The 14,631-nt window shown below is 58.7% G+C and carries 14 protein-coding genes; 4 read left to right on the top strand and 10 right to left on the bottom strand.

Features of this window, described 5'->3' with window-relative positions; translation table 11 throughout:
- Positions 1–105: 105 nt before the first annotated feature.
- The 5 genes from AC2FI8_RS11260 to glyA all read right to left on the bottom strand — a co-directional run bounded on the left by AC2FI8_RS11260 (position 106) and on the right by glyA (position 5,611).
- Complete coding sequence (locus AC2FI8_RS11260) at positions 106–528, bottom strand: universal stress protein (RefSeq protein WP_496767749.1); 423 nt, start codon at positions 526–528, stop codon at positions 106–108.
- 80 nt (positions 529–608) lie between these two features.
- The gene (locus tag AC2FI8_RS11255; protein ID WP_170415306.1) at positions 609–1,979 is read right to left on the bottom strand and encodes an alanine/glycine:cation symporter family protein; all 1,371 of its coding nucleotides are present in this window, start codon (positions 1,977–1,979) and stop codon (positions 609–611) included.
- Between the two features lie 25 nt (positions 1,980–2,004).
- On the bottom strand, positions 2,005–2,949 hold the full coding sequence (gene lipA / locus AC2FI8_RS11250) for a lipoyl synthase (RefSeq protein ID WP_496779061.1): 945 nt from the start codon (positions 2,947–2,949) through the stop codon (positions 2,005–2,007).
- A 14-nt stretch (positions 2,950–2,963) separates the two neighbouring features.
- Complete coding sequence (gene lpdA / locus AC2FI8_RS11245; protein WP_496779058.1) at positions 2,964–4,346, bottom strand: dihydrolipoyl dehydrogenase; 1,383 nt, start codon at positions 4,344–4,346, stop codon at positions 2,964–2,966.
- An 11-nt stretch (positions 4,347–4,357) separates the two neighbouring features.
- Positions 4,358–5,611 carry a serine hydroxymethyltransferase gene (gene glyA / locus AC2FI8_RS11240; RefSeq protein WP_496779056.1) on the bottom strand — a complete coding sequence of 418 codons (1,254 nt, stop codon included), beginning with the start codon at positions 5,609–5,611 and terminating at the stop codon, positions 4,358–4,360.
- Between the two features lie 147 nt (positions 5,612–5,758).
- On the opposite strand from glyA, the gene AC2FI8_RS11235 reads away from it, so the two are divergent.
- Positions 5,759–6,361: a helix-turn-helix domain-containing protein gene (locus AC2FI8_RS11235; RefSeq protein WP_058273647.1), complete on the top strand. Its 603-nt coding sequence runs from the start codon at positions 5,759–5,761 to the stop codon at positions 6,359–6,361.
- A gap of 70 nt (positions 6,362–6,431) precedes the next feature.
- On the opposite strand, the gene AC2FI8_RS11230 is transcribed toward AC2FI8_RS11235, so the two are convergent.
- From AC2FI8_RS11230 to AC2FI8_RS11210, 5 genes are read right to left on the bottom strand one after another with little or no spacing between them, the layout of a single operon-like run.
- Positions 6,432–6,815 carry a carboxymuconolactone decarboxylase family protein gene (locus tag AC2FI8_RS11230; RefSeq protein WP_058273646.1) on the bottom strand — a complete coding sequence of 128 codons (384 nt, stop codon included), beginning with the start codon at positions 6,813–6,815 and terminating at the stop codon, positions 6,432–6,434.
- A 17-nt stretch (positions 6,816–6,832) separates the two neighbouring features.
- On the bottom strand, positions 6,833–7,573 hold the full coding sequence (locus AC2FI8_RS11225; RefSeq protein ID WP_496779054.1) for a sulfotransferase-like domain-containing protein: 741 nt from the start codon (positions 7,571–7,573) through the stop codon (positions 6,833–6,835).
- Positions 7,574–7,597: 24 nt separating this feature from the next.
- Positions 7,598–8,416: a hypothetical protein gene (locus AC2FI8_RS11220; protein ID WP_496741820.1), complete on the bottom strand. Its 819-nt coding sequence runs from the start codon at positions 8,414–8,416 to the stop codon at positions 7,598–7,600.
- 19 nt (positions 8,417–8,435) lie between these two features.
- Complete coding sequence (locus AC2FI8_RS11215) at positions 8,436–9,524, bottom strand: aromatic ring-hydroxylating oxygenase subunit alpha (RefSeq protein WP_496741821.1); 1,089 nt, start codon at positions 9,522–9,524, stop codon at positions 8,436–8,438.
- Positions 9,521–10,408 (bottom strand): MurR/RpiR family transcriptional regulator, encoded by an 888-nt coding sequence (locus AC2FI8_RS11210; RefSeq protein WP_496741823.1) that lies wholly within the window; start codon positions 10,406–10,408, stop codon positions 9,521–9,523. The genes AC2FI8_RS11215 and AC2FI8_RS11210 overlap by 4 nt, the downstream gene beginning before the upstream one ends.
- A gap of 68 nt (positions 10,409–10,476) precedes the next feature.
- On the opposite strand from AC2FI8_RS11210, the gene AC2FI8_RS11205 reads away from it, so the two are divergent.
- The 3 genes from AC2FI8_RS11205 to AC2FI8_RS11195 are packed head-to-tail and all read left to right on the top strand — an operon-like array spanning position 10,477 to position 14,587.
- Entirely contained in the window at positions 10,477–12,930 is a 2,454-nt protein-coding gene (locus tag AC2FI8_RS11205) for an FAD-dependent oxidoreductase (RefSeq protein WP_496779052.1), read from the top strand.
- A complete protein-coding gene (locus tag AC2FI8_RS11200) occupies positions 12,930–14,012 on the top strand; it encodes an alcohol dehydrogenase family protein (protein ID WP_496779050.1) in 1,083 nt (360 codons plus the stop codon). Before AC2FI8_RS11205 ends, AC2FI8_RS11200 begins: the two co-directional genes overlap by 1 nt.
- On the top strand, positions 14,009–14,587 hold the full coding sequence (locus AC2FI8_RS11195; protein WP_496734226.1) for a dimethylsulfonioproprionate lyase family protein: 579 nt from the start codon (positions 14,009–14,011) through the stop codon (positions 14,585–14,587). Before AC2FI8_RS11200 ends, AC2FI8_RS11195 begins: the two co-directional genes overlap by 4 nt.
- Positions 14,588–14,631 lie beyond the last annotated feature (44 nt).

Genomic DNA, 14,631 nt, shown 5'->3' with positions numbered 1-14,631 from the left:
ACAGGCATCTCCCAACCAGCAAAGTCAACAAGCTTACCCCCCAACTCAACGTGCAAGTCATACAAGGGGGTGCGTTTTAAATCGGTCATTTCCTCAACCTTTCAATCAGCGAGATTGGTCACGAACGACCATGACGGTGCAATGCGCGTTGCGTACGACACGGGCGAGGTTCGGGCCAATTTCATAATTCGGGAAATCGCCTTTGGTCGACGCCATGACGATCAGATCAAAGCCGTCCTTGTAGGCCAGCTTCAGGATTTCGCGGTAGACGCTGCCTTCTTCGATGTGAATTGCAACGTCGGAGGCATTGGCATGATCCAGAACGGCCTGAACCGCATTACGCACGTGCTCTTTGGCACCGGCGCCATAGTTGGCGGGCAGGTTCGGCAGCTGGATGATCTCGGGAATGACGGCAACCGCATGCAGTTCAGCACCGTAGAACTTTGCTTGTTCCAATGCGGTCGGCAGGGCCAATTTCCACGAGCGTTCGTCAGTGTGGTCAATAGGCAGCAGGATTTTCGTGGCCATCACGTCTCTCCTCGAGATATGGAATTCTGTTTGAATGCGGGGGGCCGACGCGGCCCCCCCCGTTTTCTTTTGGGGCCGTATTACTCGGCAGGTGTTCCGCCCGGTTCTTCGGACTTGCCACCCGAGGCAAAGAACTCTTTCGTCAGTTTGAAGACGATCGGGCTCAACAGGGCCAGGGCGATCAGGTTCGGGATGGCCATCATGGCGTTCAGCGTATCCGCCAACAGCCAGACAAAGCCCAGATCCGCAGTTGCGCCGAAGTAGATCGCGACGATCCACAGGATGCGGTAGGGGAGCAGGGATTTGACACCCAGCAGGAACTCGACGCATTTCTCGCCATAGAACGACCAACCCAGGATGGTGGTGAAGGCAAAGATCGACAGCGCGATTGCGATCAAGTGACCGCCGCCCGGCAGAGAGGTCGCAAATGCCAGTGAGGTCAGGGCAGCGCCCGATTCACCCGAGGTCCATGCGCCTGTCGAAATGATCGCCAGACCAGTGATCGAGCAGACGATGATGGTGTCGATGAACGTACCGAGCATCGCGATCAGGCCCTGGTTGACCGGACCTTTGGTCTCGGCCGCTGCGTGTGCAATCGGAGCCGAACCCAGACCGGCTTCGTTCGAGAACACGCCCCGTGCCACACCAAAGCGGATCGCGGCCCATACGGCTGCACCTGCGAAACCACCTTCGGCCGCCGAAGGAGTGAAGGCATAGGTGAAGACCAGCGACAGCGCGTTGCCAATCTCGCCAATGTTGATGATCAGAACCAGCAGGCCGGCGATGATGTAGGCAATTGCCATGGCCGGAACCAATTTACCGGCAACCGCACCGATGCGGGTAATGCCACCCAGAATAACGGCTGCGGTCAGCACCATCAGAACAACGCCAGTGACCGAGGTGTTCACGCCGAAGTTCGATTCCAGAACCTGAGCAACACCGTTGGCTTGTACGCCGTTACCGATGCCGAAGGCCGCGATTGCGCCGAACAGGGCAAATGCTACGCCCAGCCAGGCCCATTTTGCGCCGAGGCCGTTTTTGATGTAGTACATCGGGCCGCCAACAAAGTTACCGAGCTCGTCTTTTTCACGGTATTTCACCGCGCAGACAGCCTCGGCATATTTGGTGGCCATGCCCACCAGGGCGGTCATCCACATCCAGAACAAGGCGCCCGGACCGCCCAGGAAGACAGCAGTGGCCACACCGGCGATGTTACCCGTACCGATGGTCGCCGACAGCGAAGTCATCAGCGCGTTGAACGGGCTGATTTGTCCATCGCCCTGACCCTCACGGCCTGCAAACAAAAGCTTGAAGCCTGTGCCAATGCGCAGGATCGGCATGAATTTCAGCCCTACCTGCAGAAAGAAGCCGACGCCAAGGATGAGGACCAGCATTAGCGGCCCCCATACGACGCCATTGATGGCTCCTACGATTGAATTTAACGCTTCCATGGTTTCCCTCCCATTTGCGTTTGGTTTATGCCCCGTTGGCGATGGCCCGCTGGCGGGCCTGCTTGAGGGCGGCAAAATCTTCGTCGGCATGGAACGACGAACGTGTCAGCGGCGTCGCCGACACATGCAAAAAGCCCTTGGACCTTGCGATCTGTTCCAGTTGGGCGAACTCTTCCGGTGACCAGAACCGGTCAATCGGGTGGTGTTTTGGTGTCGGCTGCAGGTACTGACCCACGGTCAGAAAATCGACCTGTACGGCGCGCAGGTCGTCCATCACCTGTCGAACGTCGTTCAGGCTTTCGCCCAGGCCAACCATCAGGCCGGATTTCGTGAAGATTTCTGGGTTTGCGCGCTTGGCATCATCCAGAAGTCGCAGTGAAGAATAGTAGCGCGCGCCAGGGCGCACCGTCGGATACAAGTGCGGAACGGTTTCCAGATTGTGGTTGAACACGTCCGGGGCAGCATCGAACACCACATCTGCAGCAGTGCCTTTGCCCAGAAAGTCGGGGGTCAAAACCTCGACCGTGGCTTCGGGGTTTTGATGACGCACAGCGCGGATTGTCTGGGCGATATGTTCGGCTCCGCCATCCGCCAGATCGTCGCGGTCAACGGATGTAATGACCACATGGCGCAAGGCCAGCTTCTTCACAGCTGCCGCGACGCGGCCCGGTTCAAACACGTCCAGCGCATCTGGGCGACCGGTGGAAACGTTGCAGAAGGAACAGCCGCGCGTGCAGACCTCGCCCATGATCATCATGGTGGCGTGGCGCTTGGACCAGCATTCGCCAATATTGGGGCAGGCGGCCTCTTCGCAGACCGTTGCCAGATTGTGGTCGCGCATCAGGCGACGGGTCTCGTAATATTCGGGCCCGTCGATCTTTTTCTTGCGAATCCACTTCGGCTTTCGCGGGATGACACTGCCGGCCTTCTTGGCCTTTTCCGGGTGGCGGGTGCGAAGCTGGATGGTCATCTGGCTGTTCCCTCTCAGGCGTGGATTGCGCGGCCCATGGCGTCCAGGCAGGCTTCCTTGACGGCCTCGCCCATTGCCGGATGCGCATGACAGGTTGAGGCGACTTCAGCGACGGTTGCGCCCTTGGTCATGGCCAGAACCAGCTCGGCGATCAGGTCACCGCCATGTGCGCCGCAGATATGCGCGCCCAGGATATTGCCATTTGGGTCGGCCAGTACTTTGACGGCACCGTCCGTCTCACCGGTCGAGCGCGCACGTGAGTTGGCCATGAAGGCAAACTTGCCAACCGAATATTCGGTGCCAGCCTCTTTCAGTGCTTCCTCGGTCAAACCGACCGAGGCGACTTCGGGGTCAGTATACACAACGCCCGGAACGGTGTTGTAGTCCACATGACCGGCTTCACCTGCCAGCATCTCGACACAGGCGACGCCGTCTTCTTCGGCCTTGTGGGCAAGCATCGGGCCGGGGACACAATCGCCGATCGCATAGATGCCGGGAACCGAGGTGCGGAACGACGTGTCCACTTGAATGAAGCCGCGCGGGTCGAGGGCTATCCCCAGATCTTCCAACCCAAGCCCGCGCGATACGGGGCGGCGTCCGACGGCGATCAGAACCTTGTCGGCTTCGATCACCTCTTCCTTGTCTTTGCCGACCCGGTCCAATGTCAGCGTCAGCCCAACGTTGGTTTTGTCGATAGTTTTCAGTGCGCGTCCCAGCTGAAACTTCAGGCCACGCTTTGACAGGGCGCGCTGTGCGAGTTTTGCTATCTCGCCGTCGATTCCGGGCAGAATGCGGTCAAGATATTCAACAACTGTGACCTTCGCGCCCAACCGGGACCAGACCTGTCCAAGTTCCAGACCGATCACGCCAGCACCGACGACCACCAGATGTTCGGGAACAGCATCCAGCGCGATCGCTCCGGTCGAGCTTAGGATATCCTGCTCGTCAATCTCGATCCCGTTTAGCGGGGTTGGCTCGGAACCGGTGGCGATCAGGATGTTTTTGGCTTCATAAACATCGTCGCCAACTTTGACCTGCCCGTCAGAGGGGATACTGGCCCAGCCTTCGATCAGATCGACGCCGTTTTTCTTGAACAGGAACGCAATGCCCTTGGTCAGGTCGCCTACGATCTTGTCCTTGCGACCCATCATCGAGCTCAGGTCGATGCTGGCCCCCTCGACAGCAATGCCATGGGAGGAGAGATGTGCAAGCTCGGCATATTTGGCCGAGGAGGTCAGCAACGCTTTGGAGGGTATGCACCCCACATTCAGACAGGTTCCGCCAAGCGAACCGCGGCCTTCGACACAGGCAACTTTCATGCCCAGCTGTGCTGCGCGGATTGCTGCAACATATCCGCCGGGTCCGCCCCCGATGACGATTAGGTCGTAGATACTCATTTAACGGTCTTTCAGTAGATCGGGTGGCTGGCGCAGAGTGCGCGGACTTTTTCGCGGGTTTCGGCTTCGATCTTCGCGTCGCCCTCAGGGGACTGGGCTAAGGCCTCGAGCACGTCGCCGATCAGGTGACCGATCTGTTTGAACTCTTCCGGTCCAAACCCGCGGCTGCAGCCTGCTGCGGTACCCAGCCGGATACCGCTGGTCACGGTAGGTTTTTGCGGATCGCCCGGCACGCTGTTCTTGTTGCAGGTGAAACCGGCACGCTCCAGCGCGGCTTCTGCGTCTTTGCCGGTCACGCCCAGCGGGCGCAAATCGACCAGCATCAGGTGGTTTTCCGTGCCGCCCGAAACGATGTCACATCCACGCGCCATCATGACGTTTGCCAGCGCCGATGCGCTATCCACAACGCTTTGCATGTAGTCCTTGAATTCGGGCTTTAGCGCCTCGCCAAACGCGACAGCCTTACCGGCAATCACATGCATCAGGGGGCCGCCCTGAAGGCCGGGGAATACGGCCGAATTCATCTTTTTCGCCAGCGCCTCGTCATTCGTCAGAATGATCCCGCCGCGCGGACCGCGCAGGGTTTTGTGTGTGGTCGAGGTAACCACATGCGCGTGGCCGATAGGCGAGGGGTGCAGCCCGGTTGCGACCAGACCGGCGATATGGGCCATGTCCGCCAGCAGCCAAGCGCCGACCTCATCCGCAATGGCGCGGAAGCGGGCAAAATCGATCTTTTGCGAATAGGCGGATGCGCCCGCGATGATCAGTTGCGGCTTTTCGGCCTTGGCCAGCTCTGCAACCTGATCATAGTCAATCAGACCGGCATCGGTCAGCCCGTACTGAACCGGGCGGAACCACTTGCCGGATTGTGCTGGTTTGGCGCCGTGCGTCAGGTGGCCACCTGCATCCAGTGACATGCCCAGGATCGTGTCGCCGGGGCTGAGCAGGGCCAATTTAACAGCGCCGTTTGCCTGCGCGCCCGAATGCGGCTGTACGTTGGCGTATTCGCAGCCGAACAGTTGTTTCAGACGATCGATGGCCTCGGATTCAACTTCGTCTACAAATTCGCAGCCGCCATAGTAGCGACGGCCAGGGTATCCTTCGGCGTATTTGTTGGTCAGGACTGACCCCTGCGCGTCGATCACAGCTTGCGAGACAATATTCTCGGACGCGATCAATTCGATCTGTTCAGCCTGACGTTTGCCTTCTCGCGCAATTGACGCTGCGACAACCGGATCAGCTTCGGTAAGCGACGTTTTGAACATGGTTTCCTCCTCAGGCACCGAATCCTCAGTACGAAATTTTGTTTCCTATAGTGGAAATCGTGCAGATAAAGCAACATATATCTCACATTTGTGAAGTTGTGTGGTTTGAGGGAAATCTGTAACCTCTGATAAAACAGGGAGATTTTTATGGGCGACGAGACTCGCGGTGATGTTTCCTCACCGGAAGATCAGGACGAAGGTGAGGTTCTGGGGCGTTCCATACGCGATGCACGACGTGCAAAAGGCTGGACTTTGGAGGAAGCTGGACGCGCGGCGGGAATCGGTCGGTCCACGCTGTCGAAGATCGAGAACAACCAGACGCGGCCAAGTTTCGACATCGTGCGCAGGCTGACACAGGCGCTGGATATGAGCACCCCTCAGCTGTTTCTGCAGTCCGGGCAATCGGGGATTTCGGGAAGGCGCGACTTTACCCCGAAAGGTGAAGGCGAGATAAAAAGCACGCCGACCTATTTACATGAATTGCTGTGTCCCGAGCTGACCAGTAAGAGGATGCTGCCCTATATCGCGACAATCAAAGCCCGCGACCTGTCAGAGTTCGAAAACTGGATCCGGCATACGGGTGAAGAGTTCATGTATGTCATCAGCGGCGAGCTGATCTTTGTATCAGAGCATTATCGCCCCCTGCCGATGAAGGCTGGTGACTCGCTTTATTATGACAGCGGGATGGGGCACGGGTGCATTTCAACCAGTGAGGAAGATGCGAAAGTGCTGTGGGTGTCACTCGAATAAGCACGACGCACAAGGCATGAATAAAAGCGGCCCCAGCGGCCGCTTTTTTTTGGATAAGACGGTCACCGGGTCAGGTGTGGCCCAGTACCTTGCGGGCAACGCGGAAACACTCCAGCGCTTGTGGGACACCACAGTAGATGCCAATCACGTGGATGATGGCTCGGATTTCCTCGGGCGAGACGCCGTTGTTGATCGCGCCTTTGCAGTGAATTTCCCATTCATGCATCTTCCCAAGCGCGCCGATCATGGACAGGTTCATCATCGACCGCGTCTTGGCGTCGATCACGTCATCGCCCCAGCCAAATCCCCAGCACCAAGCGGTCATCGCCTCTTGGAACGGACGGGTAAAGTCATCTGCCGCCGCCAGGTTCTTTTCCACGTATTCCGCGCCCAGCGTGTTCTTGCGCTGTTCAAGGCCTTTCAGAAACAGGTCCTCGTCAAAAATGTCTGCCATGTTTTCTCTCCGGTGTATCAGCCAGTCAGCCGATGTTTGTACAGATGGTCGTAGTGGGGTTTCATCCGGCGGTACACCTGTTTGACCCGATCCGGCGCGTCCGAGATCGAGATATGTTTGCGGGGCTGCGGAGCCAACCCCGTCGAATTGGCCAGATTGGCGTGGAACGACCCGCCATCCCACCAAGAGTGCGCGGATGGGTCGCCACCGGGTTCCCAACTCAACGCGTCTTCCAGAAACGGGATGCCGACCGCTTCGCAAAAGCGTTCGGTCATGGCGTGCGGGTTTTCCAGCAGGTCATCACTGTCGATAACAGGTGGGGGCGTGCCGTTCAGGGCTGTAACCAGATCGAACAGGGCCCGCTGTTCTGGAAAGCCGACCTCACCTTCGGCGAAGTCGGGCCATTGTTTGTACATTGAGGTTATCGTTTTTGCCGGATCGCGGATCAGGAAGGCGTGGTTGAAATTCGACAGGAACTCGGCGTCCCACATGTGATTGATGTAATGCGGGAAATCCTTGATGAAGACAGACCTCTTCTGCGCGCGCGCCTGAATGTCGGCCCAAACCGTGTCCAGTGTCAGGCCAGGTGTCGTCACGTCCTCCGGCTGGAACCTGTGCCACAGCGGGTCTTCACCCTGATACCACGCTTCGCCAAAGGGTTCGTGCAGACAATCCAGATCTCCGCGCTGTCGCATCATCCATTCAAAAGCAGTGGACGTAGAGCGGGGCACCGCCCAGAGCGCGAGGACTTTGTTCATGTCGATGATCCTTTGAAGTGAAGTTTATAGCCGCCCCAGAAGTTGCCCGCGGGGTGTTTCCGGCGCGAGGTTGAGGGATTTGAAGATGCGCCAGTACAGCGCGATGTCGTGGCCGATCACCGGTTTGCCAAGCGCGGCCTCAAGCGTATCCGCCAGATGCAAGGGGCGCTGTGGCAGGCCATTCGGCCCCGTGCGGAAATTGCACATGCCGTTGATCAGGATCGCATCGGCCTGCGGGGCCTGCTCGGCCACGTATTCGAAGCTTTTCATCGCGATATCACCGTCAAAAACCCAGCGGTAGGAATTGACCTCCTCCTGGCTGCTGAACCATCCCTGATCGTGGAAATTACCGGCATACAGCACGTCGAACCCGGCTTCTTTTAGAAATCCGACGGTGCCCCGCCACCATTCAGGCCAGTGGTAGGCCGCGTTCAGGGCGACCTTTTCAACATTCATCTCGCGCAGCGCTTCGACCATGGCGTAACCGGCCATGTGGAACTGTGTACCGTACTTGTCCGACAGATCCGCGCAATGCTGCCGGACCCCTTCGACGCCTAACCCACAGGCGTGGACCCAGTTCGAACCGACCTGCCCGCAAACATCGACGCCGTTGCGGGACATACAATGGACGAAATCCTCGAGCATGCCGAAGTTCTGTTTCCGCTGGTCCAACCCGTGCACGTAGTTCAGGACGTGCAGCATCCAGCCATGCACACCGACCGTTTCAGGGCACATGCGTAGGAAGTCTGACGGGGCCGCATCGAAATCAAAAGGTGGGCTGGTAAACCCAACTTGATGGGGGAATAGCTTGTGTTCCGGGCGCCAGTCTTCGGGCATCAACATGGGTGGGTCACCTCGGTCATTAATCCACAGCTTCGCGCATCCATTGCTGAAGTCGCGCGATTGAGTGTTCGGACATCACGCCGCATCTTGGGTCCAGAACCAGCGGCCCGGGGCTGTAGCCACGGGATTTCAGGCCGCGGTGAACGCTTTCGACAAGATGGATGTCTTCCTCGACCGTGGTTTCACGGTCCTGTACAGCCAGTTGCCGGATCACCGCGCTTTCCGAGCCGCCCTCGGTGTACCAGCCGCGCCAGACGGTGCAGCGGTCGGCATCGACCGCGCGCCAGTGATAGGTGTTGAGCACATTGCCCGGGTAGCACTGGAACGAGAACATGGGCCACAGGAACCACGACTGATAATCGCCCGCATGGGGCACCGACAGATCGATGGGGTAGGTCATCTTGTCGAGGCTCTGACACTCTGTCGTATGGCGCAGGACATAACCACCCCCTGCGTCGGGCTGGATGTCATAGGTCTCGGGCTTGACCACGCCTTCCGCAAAGGTCGGGTGGTTGGTCGGGCAGTGATAGCATTCCGAGTAGTTCTCGATGCTGACCTTCCAGTTGCAGTTCTCGGGGATCTTGACCCATTCCAGTGGCTCCAGATCGTCGATATGCGGAACAAAGGCACGGATTTCCTCGCGCACGCCGGGGTACCATTCATCCATCGGCGCGGCGTCATCGTCGAGATTGACGAAGATGAATCCGTTGAACACCTCGGTCCGAACCGAGTTCAAGCAGATGGCACTGCGGTCAAAGCCGGGTACAGATTTGATGTTCGGCCCGGCGCGCAATTGACCGGACAGCTCATAAGTCCAGGCATGGTAGGGGCAGACCACGACCCGAGTGTTGCCTGCGCCCGTCACCATCTCATGTGCGCGGTGCTGGCAGACGTTGTAAAAAGTTCGGATTTCCCCGTCGCGGCCGTGAATGCAAAAAAGGTTCTGTCCAGCAATCTCGAAGGTGAAGTAATCCCCTGTCTCGCGCACCTGGGCGACGTGACCTGCAAATTGCCACGTTCGGGCCAGTAATCCCTGCATCTCTTGCTCGAAGATCGCTGGGTCAGTGTAATACCGGGCGTCCAGTGAATGCGTCAGAGGTGCGTTCATTCGGGTTCCTCCGCGTAGAGGCCAAGCTGGTGGCGGCGTCGGTGAAATCGTTCTACCCGCTCGACGATCTCATCGCTGGAAACGGCAATCACAAAGGACAGCAGCGTTTCCAGCAAGGCGATGGTCGAAACCGAGGACGGAAAGAACTGTGGTGTGTCGGCGGCAACGACAAAACCGTGTTGTGCGTTCAGGATCACCGGGCTGGCCGGGCTGTCTGAAATTCCGATGACGGTCATTCCCTGTTGCCGCGCCAGTTTGATCGCGTCGATGACTTCAGTGCGGTAGGGGTGGCAGGTGATCGCGATCAATACGTCTTGCTGGTCAGCCCATGCCAGATCATCCACCGGAGTAGAGCCGGGACGCGGGATGGCGTGAAACTGCTTCATGCCGGTTGAGGCCAGATAGGTGAAGTTTCGCGCGTTAGAATTGTTGACGCCCACACCCAGTGTGAAAATCTGGCGACAATTCCAGATTTCCTCGGCCGCGGCCTTCAGGTTTGCGGCGTCGATCCCGGCAAAGGTTTCTTCGATATTGCGGATCGCGGCGCCGATCATATCGGCATAGAGGCCGCCCAGTTCCCCTGACTTGCCGATGTCCTGCAACCAGCGGGCGCGGTCCGGAAATGACACTCGTCCCTGCCGGATCGCATCCCGGAACGGGGCGCGAAAATCTTCGTAGCCCTCGAACCCCACCTGCCGCGCCATGCGGACAAACGTGTTGGGTTTGACTTTCGCCGCCTCGGCGATCTCTCGCACGGTAGAAACTCCAACATCGGTTGGGTTTTCCAGCACGTAACGCGCGGCCTTCTGCGCTTCGGGCGTAAGGGCGTCCCATTCCTCGGACAGGCGATCCAGAACAGTTGATGATACATTTGTGTCATTCATGATTGACGATGGTACATTTGTGGAATTAGCCTGTCGAGCAGAAACGCGACTCGGGAAGAGGAAAAATCATGTCCGAGAAGAATCTGCCGTCGCATGCCCGCGTGGTGATCGTAGGCGGAGGTGTCATGGGAGTCGGTCTGGCCTATCATCTGGCGCATGAAGGATGGGGCGACGACACCGTCCTGCTTGAAAAGGCCGAGCTGACCAGCGGCAGCACCTGGCACGCCGCTGGGCAGATCACGCATTCGACGTCCAGTTTTGGGTTGGGTAAATGCGTCGACTACAACATCAGCTTGTATTCTGGCCAGCTGGAGGCCGAAACCGGCCAGCCGGTGACGTGGCATGGCTGCGGATCGTTCCGTCTGGCCTATACCGAGGATGAAATGGACTGGCTGCGCCACACCCTGTCGGTGGGCCGGTCGCTGGGGTTCAACATTGAGCTAGTCGGACCTGAAAAGGTGGCCGAACTGCACCCGTTCTACAATCTCGAAGGCGTGTTGGGTGCACTGCACACGCCTGATGACGGGCATGTGGACCCGACCAACGTCACCATGGCAATGGCAACTGGAGCGCGGCAAAAGGGTGTACGCATCTTCCGCAACTGCCGCGCCACCAACATTACGCAGGCCGAGAATGGCGAGTGGGTGGTAGAGACCGCACAGGGCACCATAACTTGTGAGCATGTGGTGAACGCTGGCGGCACCTATGCCCGTCAGATGGGCGAATGGTCGGGGCTGCAACTGCCCATGACCTCGATGACCCACCATTACTTCGTGACCGAGCCGGTGCCCGAGTTCCAGAATCTGGACAAGGAACTGCCCGTGATCCGCGATGACCGCAAGGTCTCGGGCTACATCCGGATGGAGCAGCAGCGCGGCCTGATCGGGATTTACGAAAAAGAAAACCCTAACTCGGTCTGGCATGATCATTGCCCCTGGGAATACGAGAACTGGCTGTTCGATGCGGATTACGACCGGGTGATGCCGTGGCTTGAAGAAAGCCTGAACCGCATGCCGATCTTTGCTGATCTAGGAATTCAGCGCGACGTGCATGGGGCGATCTCGCATCCGCCCGATGGCAACCCGCTGATTGGGCCTGCGCCGGGCGTTCGGAATTACTGGTGCTGCTGTGGGACCCAAATTGGCATTGGCTGGGGGCCGGGTCTGACCCGCGAGTTGGCGCGCTGGATGGTACATGGCGCAGCCGATATCTCGATGCGGGAATTCGACCCGCGCAGGTTTGGGGCTTATGCCACCAAGGATTGGCAGGTGATCAAGGCTGAGGAAGACTACTGCCTGCGCCATGAAATCCCTTTCCCGCATTTCAATCGTCTGGAAGGCCGCCCGATCAAGCCATCGCCGCTGTATGAGCTGCTGAACTCCAAAGGCGCGGTGCATGAAGAGGTCTATGGGTTCGAACGCCCCCGCTGGTTCGCGCGGGATGGGGTTGAGCAGCACGATCACTACTCCTTCCGCCGCACACCGGCAGACGACATGGTCGCGGCTGAAGTCAATGCGGTGCGCGAACGGGTCGGCATCATGGATGTCACCGCTTTCACCAAGGTCGAGGTTTCGGGCCCAGACGCCCACGCCCTGCTGGACCGGTTGACCGCCAATCGGATGCCGCAAAAGGTGGGCTCGATCACGCTGACCCATATGTTGAACCGACGCGGGCGGATCGAATTGGAAACGACGATTGTCCGCAAGGCCGAGAACCGCTTCTACCTGGTCTGTGCGGCCTTCTTTGAACAGCGCCTACTGGATCATCTGGCACACGAGCGTGCCGGTGAGGATGTACAGATTACCGCGCTGTCCACCGACTGGTCGGCCTTGTCGCTGAACGGTCCCCGGTCACGCGACGTACTGTCCCGCTGCACCGATGCCAATCTGACCAATGCCGGGTTCCGCTGGCTGTCCGCGCAGGAGATCACCATCGCAGGCCACAAGGTCTGGGCCTTCCGCATGTCCTATGCAGGTGAGCTGGGATGGGAACTTCACATGCCCAATGCCGCCTGTCTTGACGTCTACAACGCGCTTTGGGCCGCGGGTGAGGCACATGGCATCACCGACTATGGCAGCTTTGCCATGAATGTGATGCGGATGGAGAAGGGGTTCAAGGGCGCGGGCGAGCTGACCAACGAGGTCACCTTGGCCGAGGCTGATGTGCTGCGCTTTGCGCGTACGGACAAAGAGTATCTGGGCAAAGACAAAACCCTGAACGCTGACTTGCCGTGGGTGTGTGCCTATCTCGAAATTGAGCCGGATGGTGAAATTGACGGCCACGGTGGAGAAGCAGTGATGCTGGACGGACGCGTAGTGGGTTCAACAGCCTCGGTCGTCTATGGGCACACGGTCGGCAAGATCCTGGCCTTTGCGTACATCAAGCCCGAGGCTTCCGACCCCGGCACCGAGTTACAGGTCGTGATCCACGGCCAACCCCGCGCGGCCCGTGTTCTGGGCGAACCTGCTTATGATCCGCAAAGCCTGCTGCCCCGCACCGACGCTATTTTGGAGACTGCATAATGAGCTTGCCTGACACAATGAAGGCCATGGTCACGATGGGCCATGGCGGCTTAGAGCAAATGGTGCTGCACAAAGACTGGCCGCGACCGGAACCTGCGGCGGGCGAGGTGTTGATCAAAGTCGCTGCCTGCGGGTTAAACAACACGGACGTCAATACGCGGTCCGGCTGGTACTCAAAAGCCGTGACCGATGCGACGACGGGCAGCGCGTTCGAGGAAGTCAGTGACGAGGATCCGACATGGGGCGGCGCGCCCATCACTTTTCCCCGAATCCAAGGGGCTGATATCTGCGGGGAAATCGTCGCCGTGGGTGGCAGTGTCGATCCCGGGCTGATCGGCCAGCGCGTCATCACCGATGGCTGGCTGCGCGACCCGTCTGATCCGGGCAATAAGGACAAAACGGGTTATTTCGGCTCGGAACGGGACGGTGGTTTTGCTGAATACGCCACGACTCTGGCGGTTAACGCGGTGCCGATCCGGTCCGACCTGTCGGATGCCGAACTGGCCACGTTCTCGTGTTCCTATTCGACCGCCGAAGGCATGCTGACCCGCGCGAATGTAACTGACACAGACACGGTTCTGGTGCCCGGAGCCTCGGGCGGGGTTGGCGGTGCCTTGGTGCAACTGGCCAAACGCCGGGGTGCCCGAGTCATTGCACTGGCGTCAGAGGCGAAACACGCAGACGTGGCGAAACTGGGCGCGGACATGATCCTGCCACGCGCTCCGGAAAACCTGCGTGCGGCGCTTGGCAATGAAAAGGTCACCGTTGTAGCCGACGTGGTTGGTGGCCCCTACTGGCCCAACCTGATCGACATTCTGGAACGTGGGGGGCGCTATACATGCTCGGGCGCGATTGCCGGGCCCATGGTCGAATTTGACCTGCGCACATTCTACCTGCGTGACCTGACCCTCACCGGCTCTACCGTGATTGACCCCCAGGTGATGCATAACATCGTTCAGTATATCGAGGCTGGTGAGATTAAGCCCGCCCTGGCCGCGACATTTCCCCTGGAAGAGTTGCGCGAGGCGCAAGCCGCATTCATTGCCAAGCAGCACACCGGGAACATCGTGGTGATCCCATGACGATGGACGACGTTCTCGAAGCTGCCCGACAGATGCATCAATCACATCCTGAGCTTTCAGAATTCGGCGCTTGGCCTGATGACCTGACGCCGGCCGATTTGGAGCCATACCAAATCCCAGCCGTTGAATTGATTCAGCAAACTGACTTCGCGACCGGGCACGCAACGCGATCCCTTTCAGACGCGATCAGGGCAACCGCACATCTGGCGCAGTGGAAACACACCTATACGGAGGAAGAGGTCGGCGCCGATTTCCTTAGTCGCTATGGCTATTACGAGCTATTCGGTCCGACCGGGCATTTCCATTCGACCCAAATGCGGGGCTACGTCGCCTACTGGGGGGCGGGCCTGAATTATGATTGGCACAGCCATCAGGCCGAAGAACTCTATCTGATCGTAGGCGGTGGGGCGATGTTCCGCGTCGAAGAAGACGAGACTTACGTCGGCCTCAATCAGACACGACATCACTGCAGCTGGCAAAGCCACGCCATGACAACAACCGACGAGCCAATTCTGGCTTTCGTTCTGTGGCGAGGACAAGGATTGAACGATTTGCCACAAATGGATGCGGCATGAAAACCATTCCGATACCTATCTGGCCATCCCAATGTGGGCATGCC

The organism is Ruegeria sp. CDSB029 (genome assembly GCF_059611125.1).
Note: the sequence above shows the minus strand (reverse complement) of the source record. Positions and strands in the feature narration are given on the sequence as shown.

Coding starts and splice junctions, on each gene's coding strand:
- AC2FI8_RS11235 (WP_058273647.1), top strand. CDS start 5,759: ATGGGCGACGAGACTCGCGGTGATGTTTCCTCACCGGAAGATCAGGAC.
- AC2FI8_RS11260 (WP_496767749.1), bottom strand. CDS start 528: ATGGCCACGAAAATCCTGCTGCCTATTGACCACACTGACGAACGCTCG.
- glyA (WP_496779056.1), bottom strand. CDS start 5,611: ATGTTCAAAACGTCGCTTACCGAAGCTGATCCGGTTGTCGCAGCGTCA.
- AC2FI8_RS11195 (WP_496734226.1), top strand. CDS start 14,009: ATGACGATGGACGACGTTCTCGAAGCTGCCCGACAGATGCATCAATCA.
- AC2FI8_RS11215 (WP_496741821.1), bottom strand. CDS start 9,524: ATGAACGCACCTCTGACGCATTCACTGGACGCCCGGTATTACACTGAC.
- AC2FI8_RS11210 (WP_496741823.1), bottom strand. CDS start 10,408: ATGAATGACACAAATGTATCATCAACTGTTCTGGATCGCCTGTCCGAG.
- AC2FI8_RS11200 (WP_496779050.1), top strand. CDS start 12,930: ATGAGCTTGCCTGACACAATGAAGGCCATGGTCACGATGGGCCATGGC.
- AC2FI8_RS11255 (WP_170415306.1), bottom strand. CDS start 1,979: ATGGAAGCGTTAAATTCAATCGTAGGAGCCATCAATGGCGTCGTATGG.
- AC2FI8_RS11220 (WP_496741820.1), bottom strand. CDS start 8,416: ATGTTGATGCCCGAAGACTGGCGCCCGGAACACAAGCTATTCCCCCAT.
- AC2FI8_RS11205 (WP_496779052.1), top strand. CDS start 10,477: ATGTCCGAGAAGAATCTGCCGTCGCATGCCCGCGTGGTGATCGTAGGC.
- lipA (WP_496779061.1), bottom strand. CDS start 2,949: ATGACCATCCAGCTTCGCACCCGCCACCCGGAAAAGGCCAAGAAGGCC.
- AC2FI8_RS11225 (WP_496779054.1), bottom strand. CDS start 7,573: ATGAACAAAGTCCTCGCGCTCTGGGCGGTGCCCCGCTCTACGTCCACT.
- AC2FI8_RS11230 (WP_058273646.1), bottom strand. CDS start 6,815: ATGGCAGACATTTTTGACGAGGACCTGTTTCTGAAAGGCCTTGAACAG.
- lpdA (WP_496779058.1), bottom strand. CDS start 4,346: ATGAGTATCTACGACCTAATCGTCATCGGGGGCGGACCCGGCGGATAT.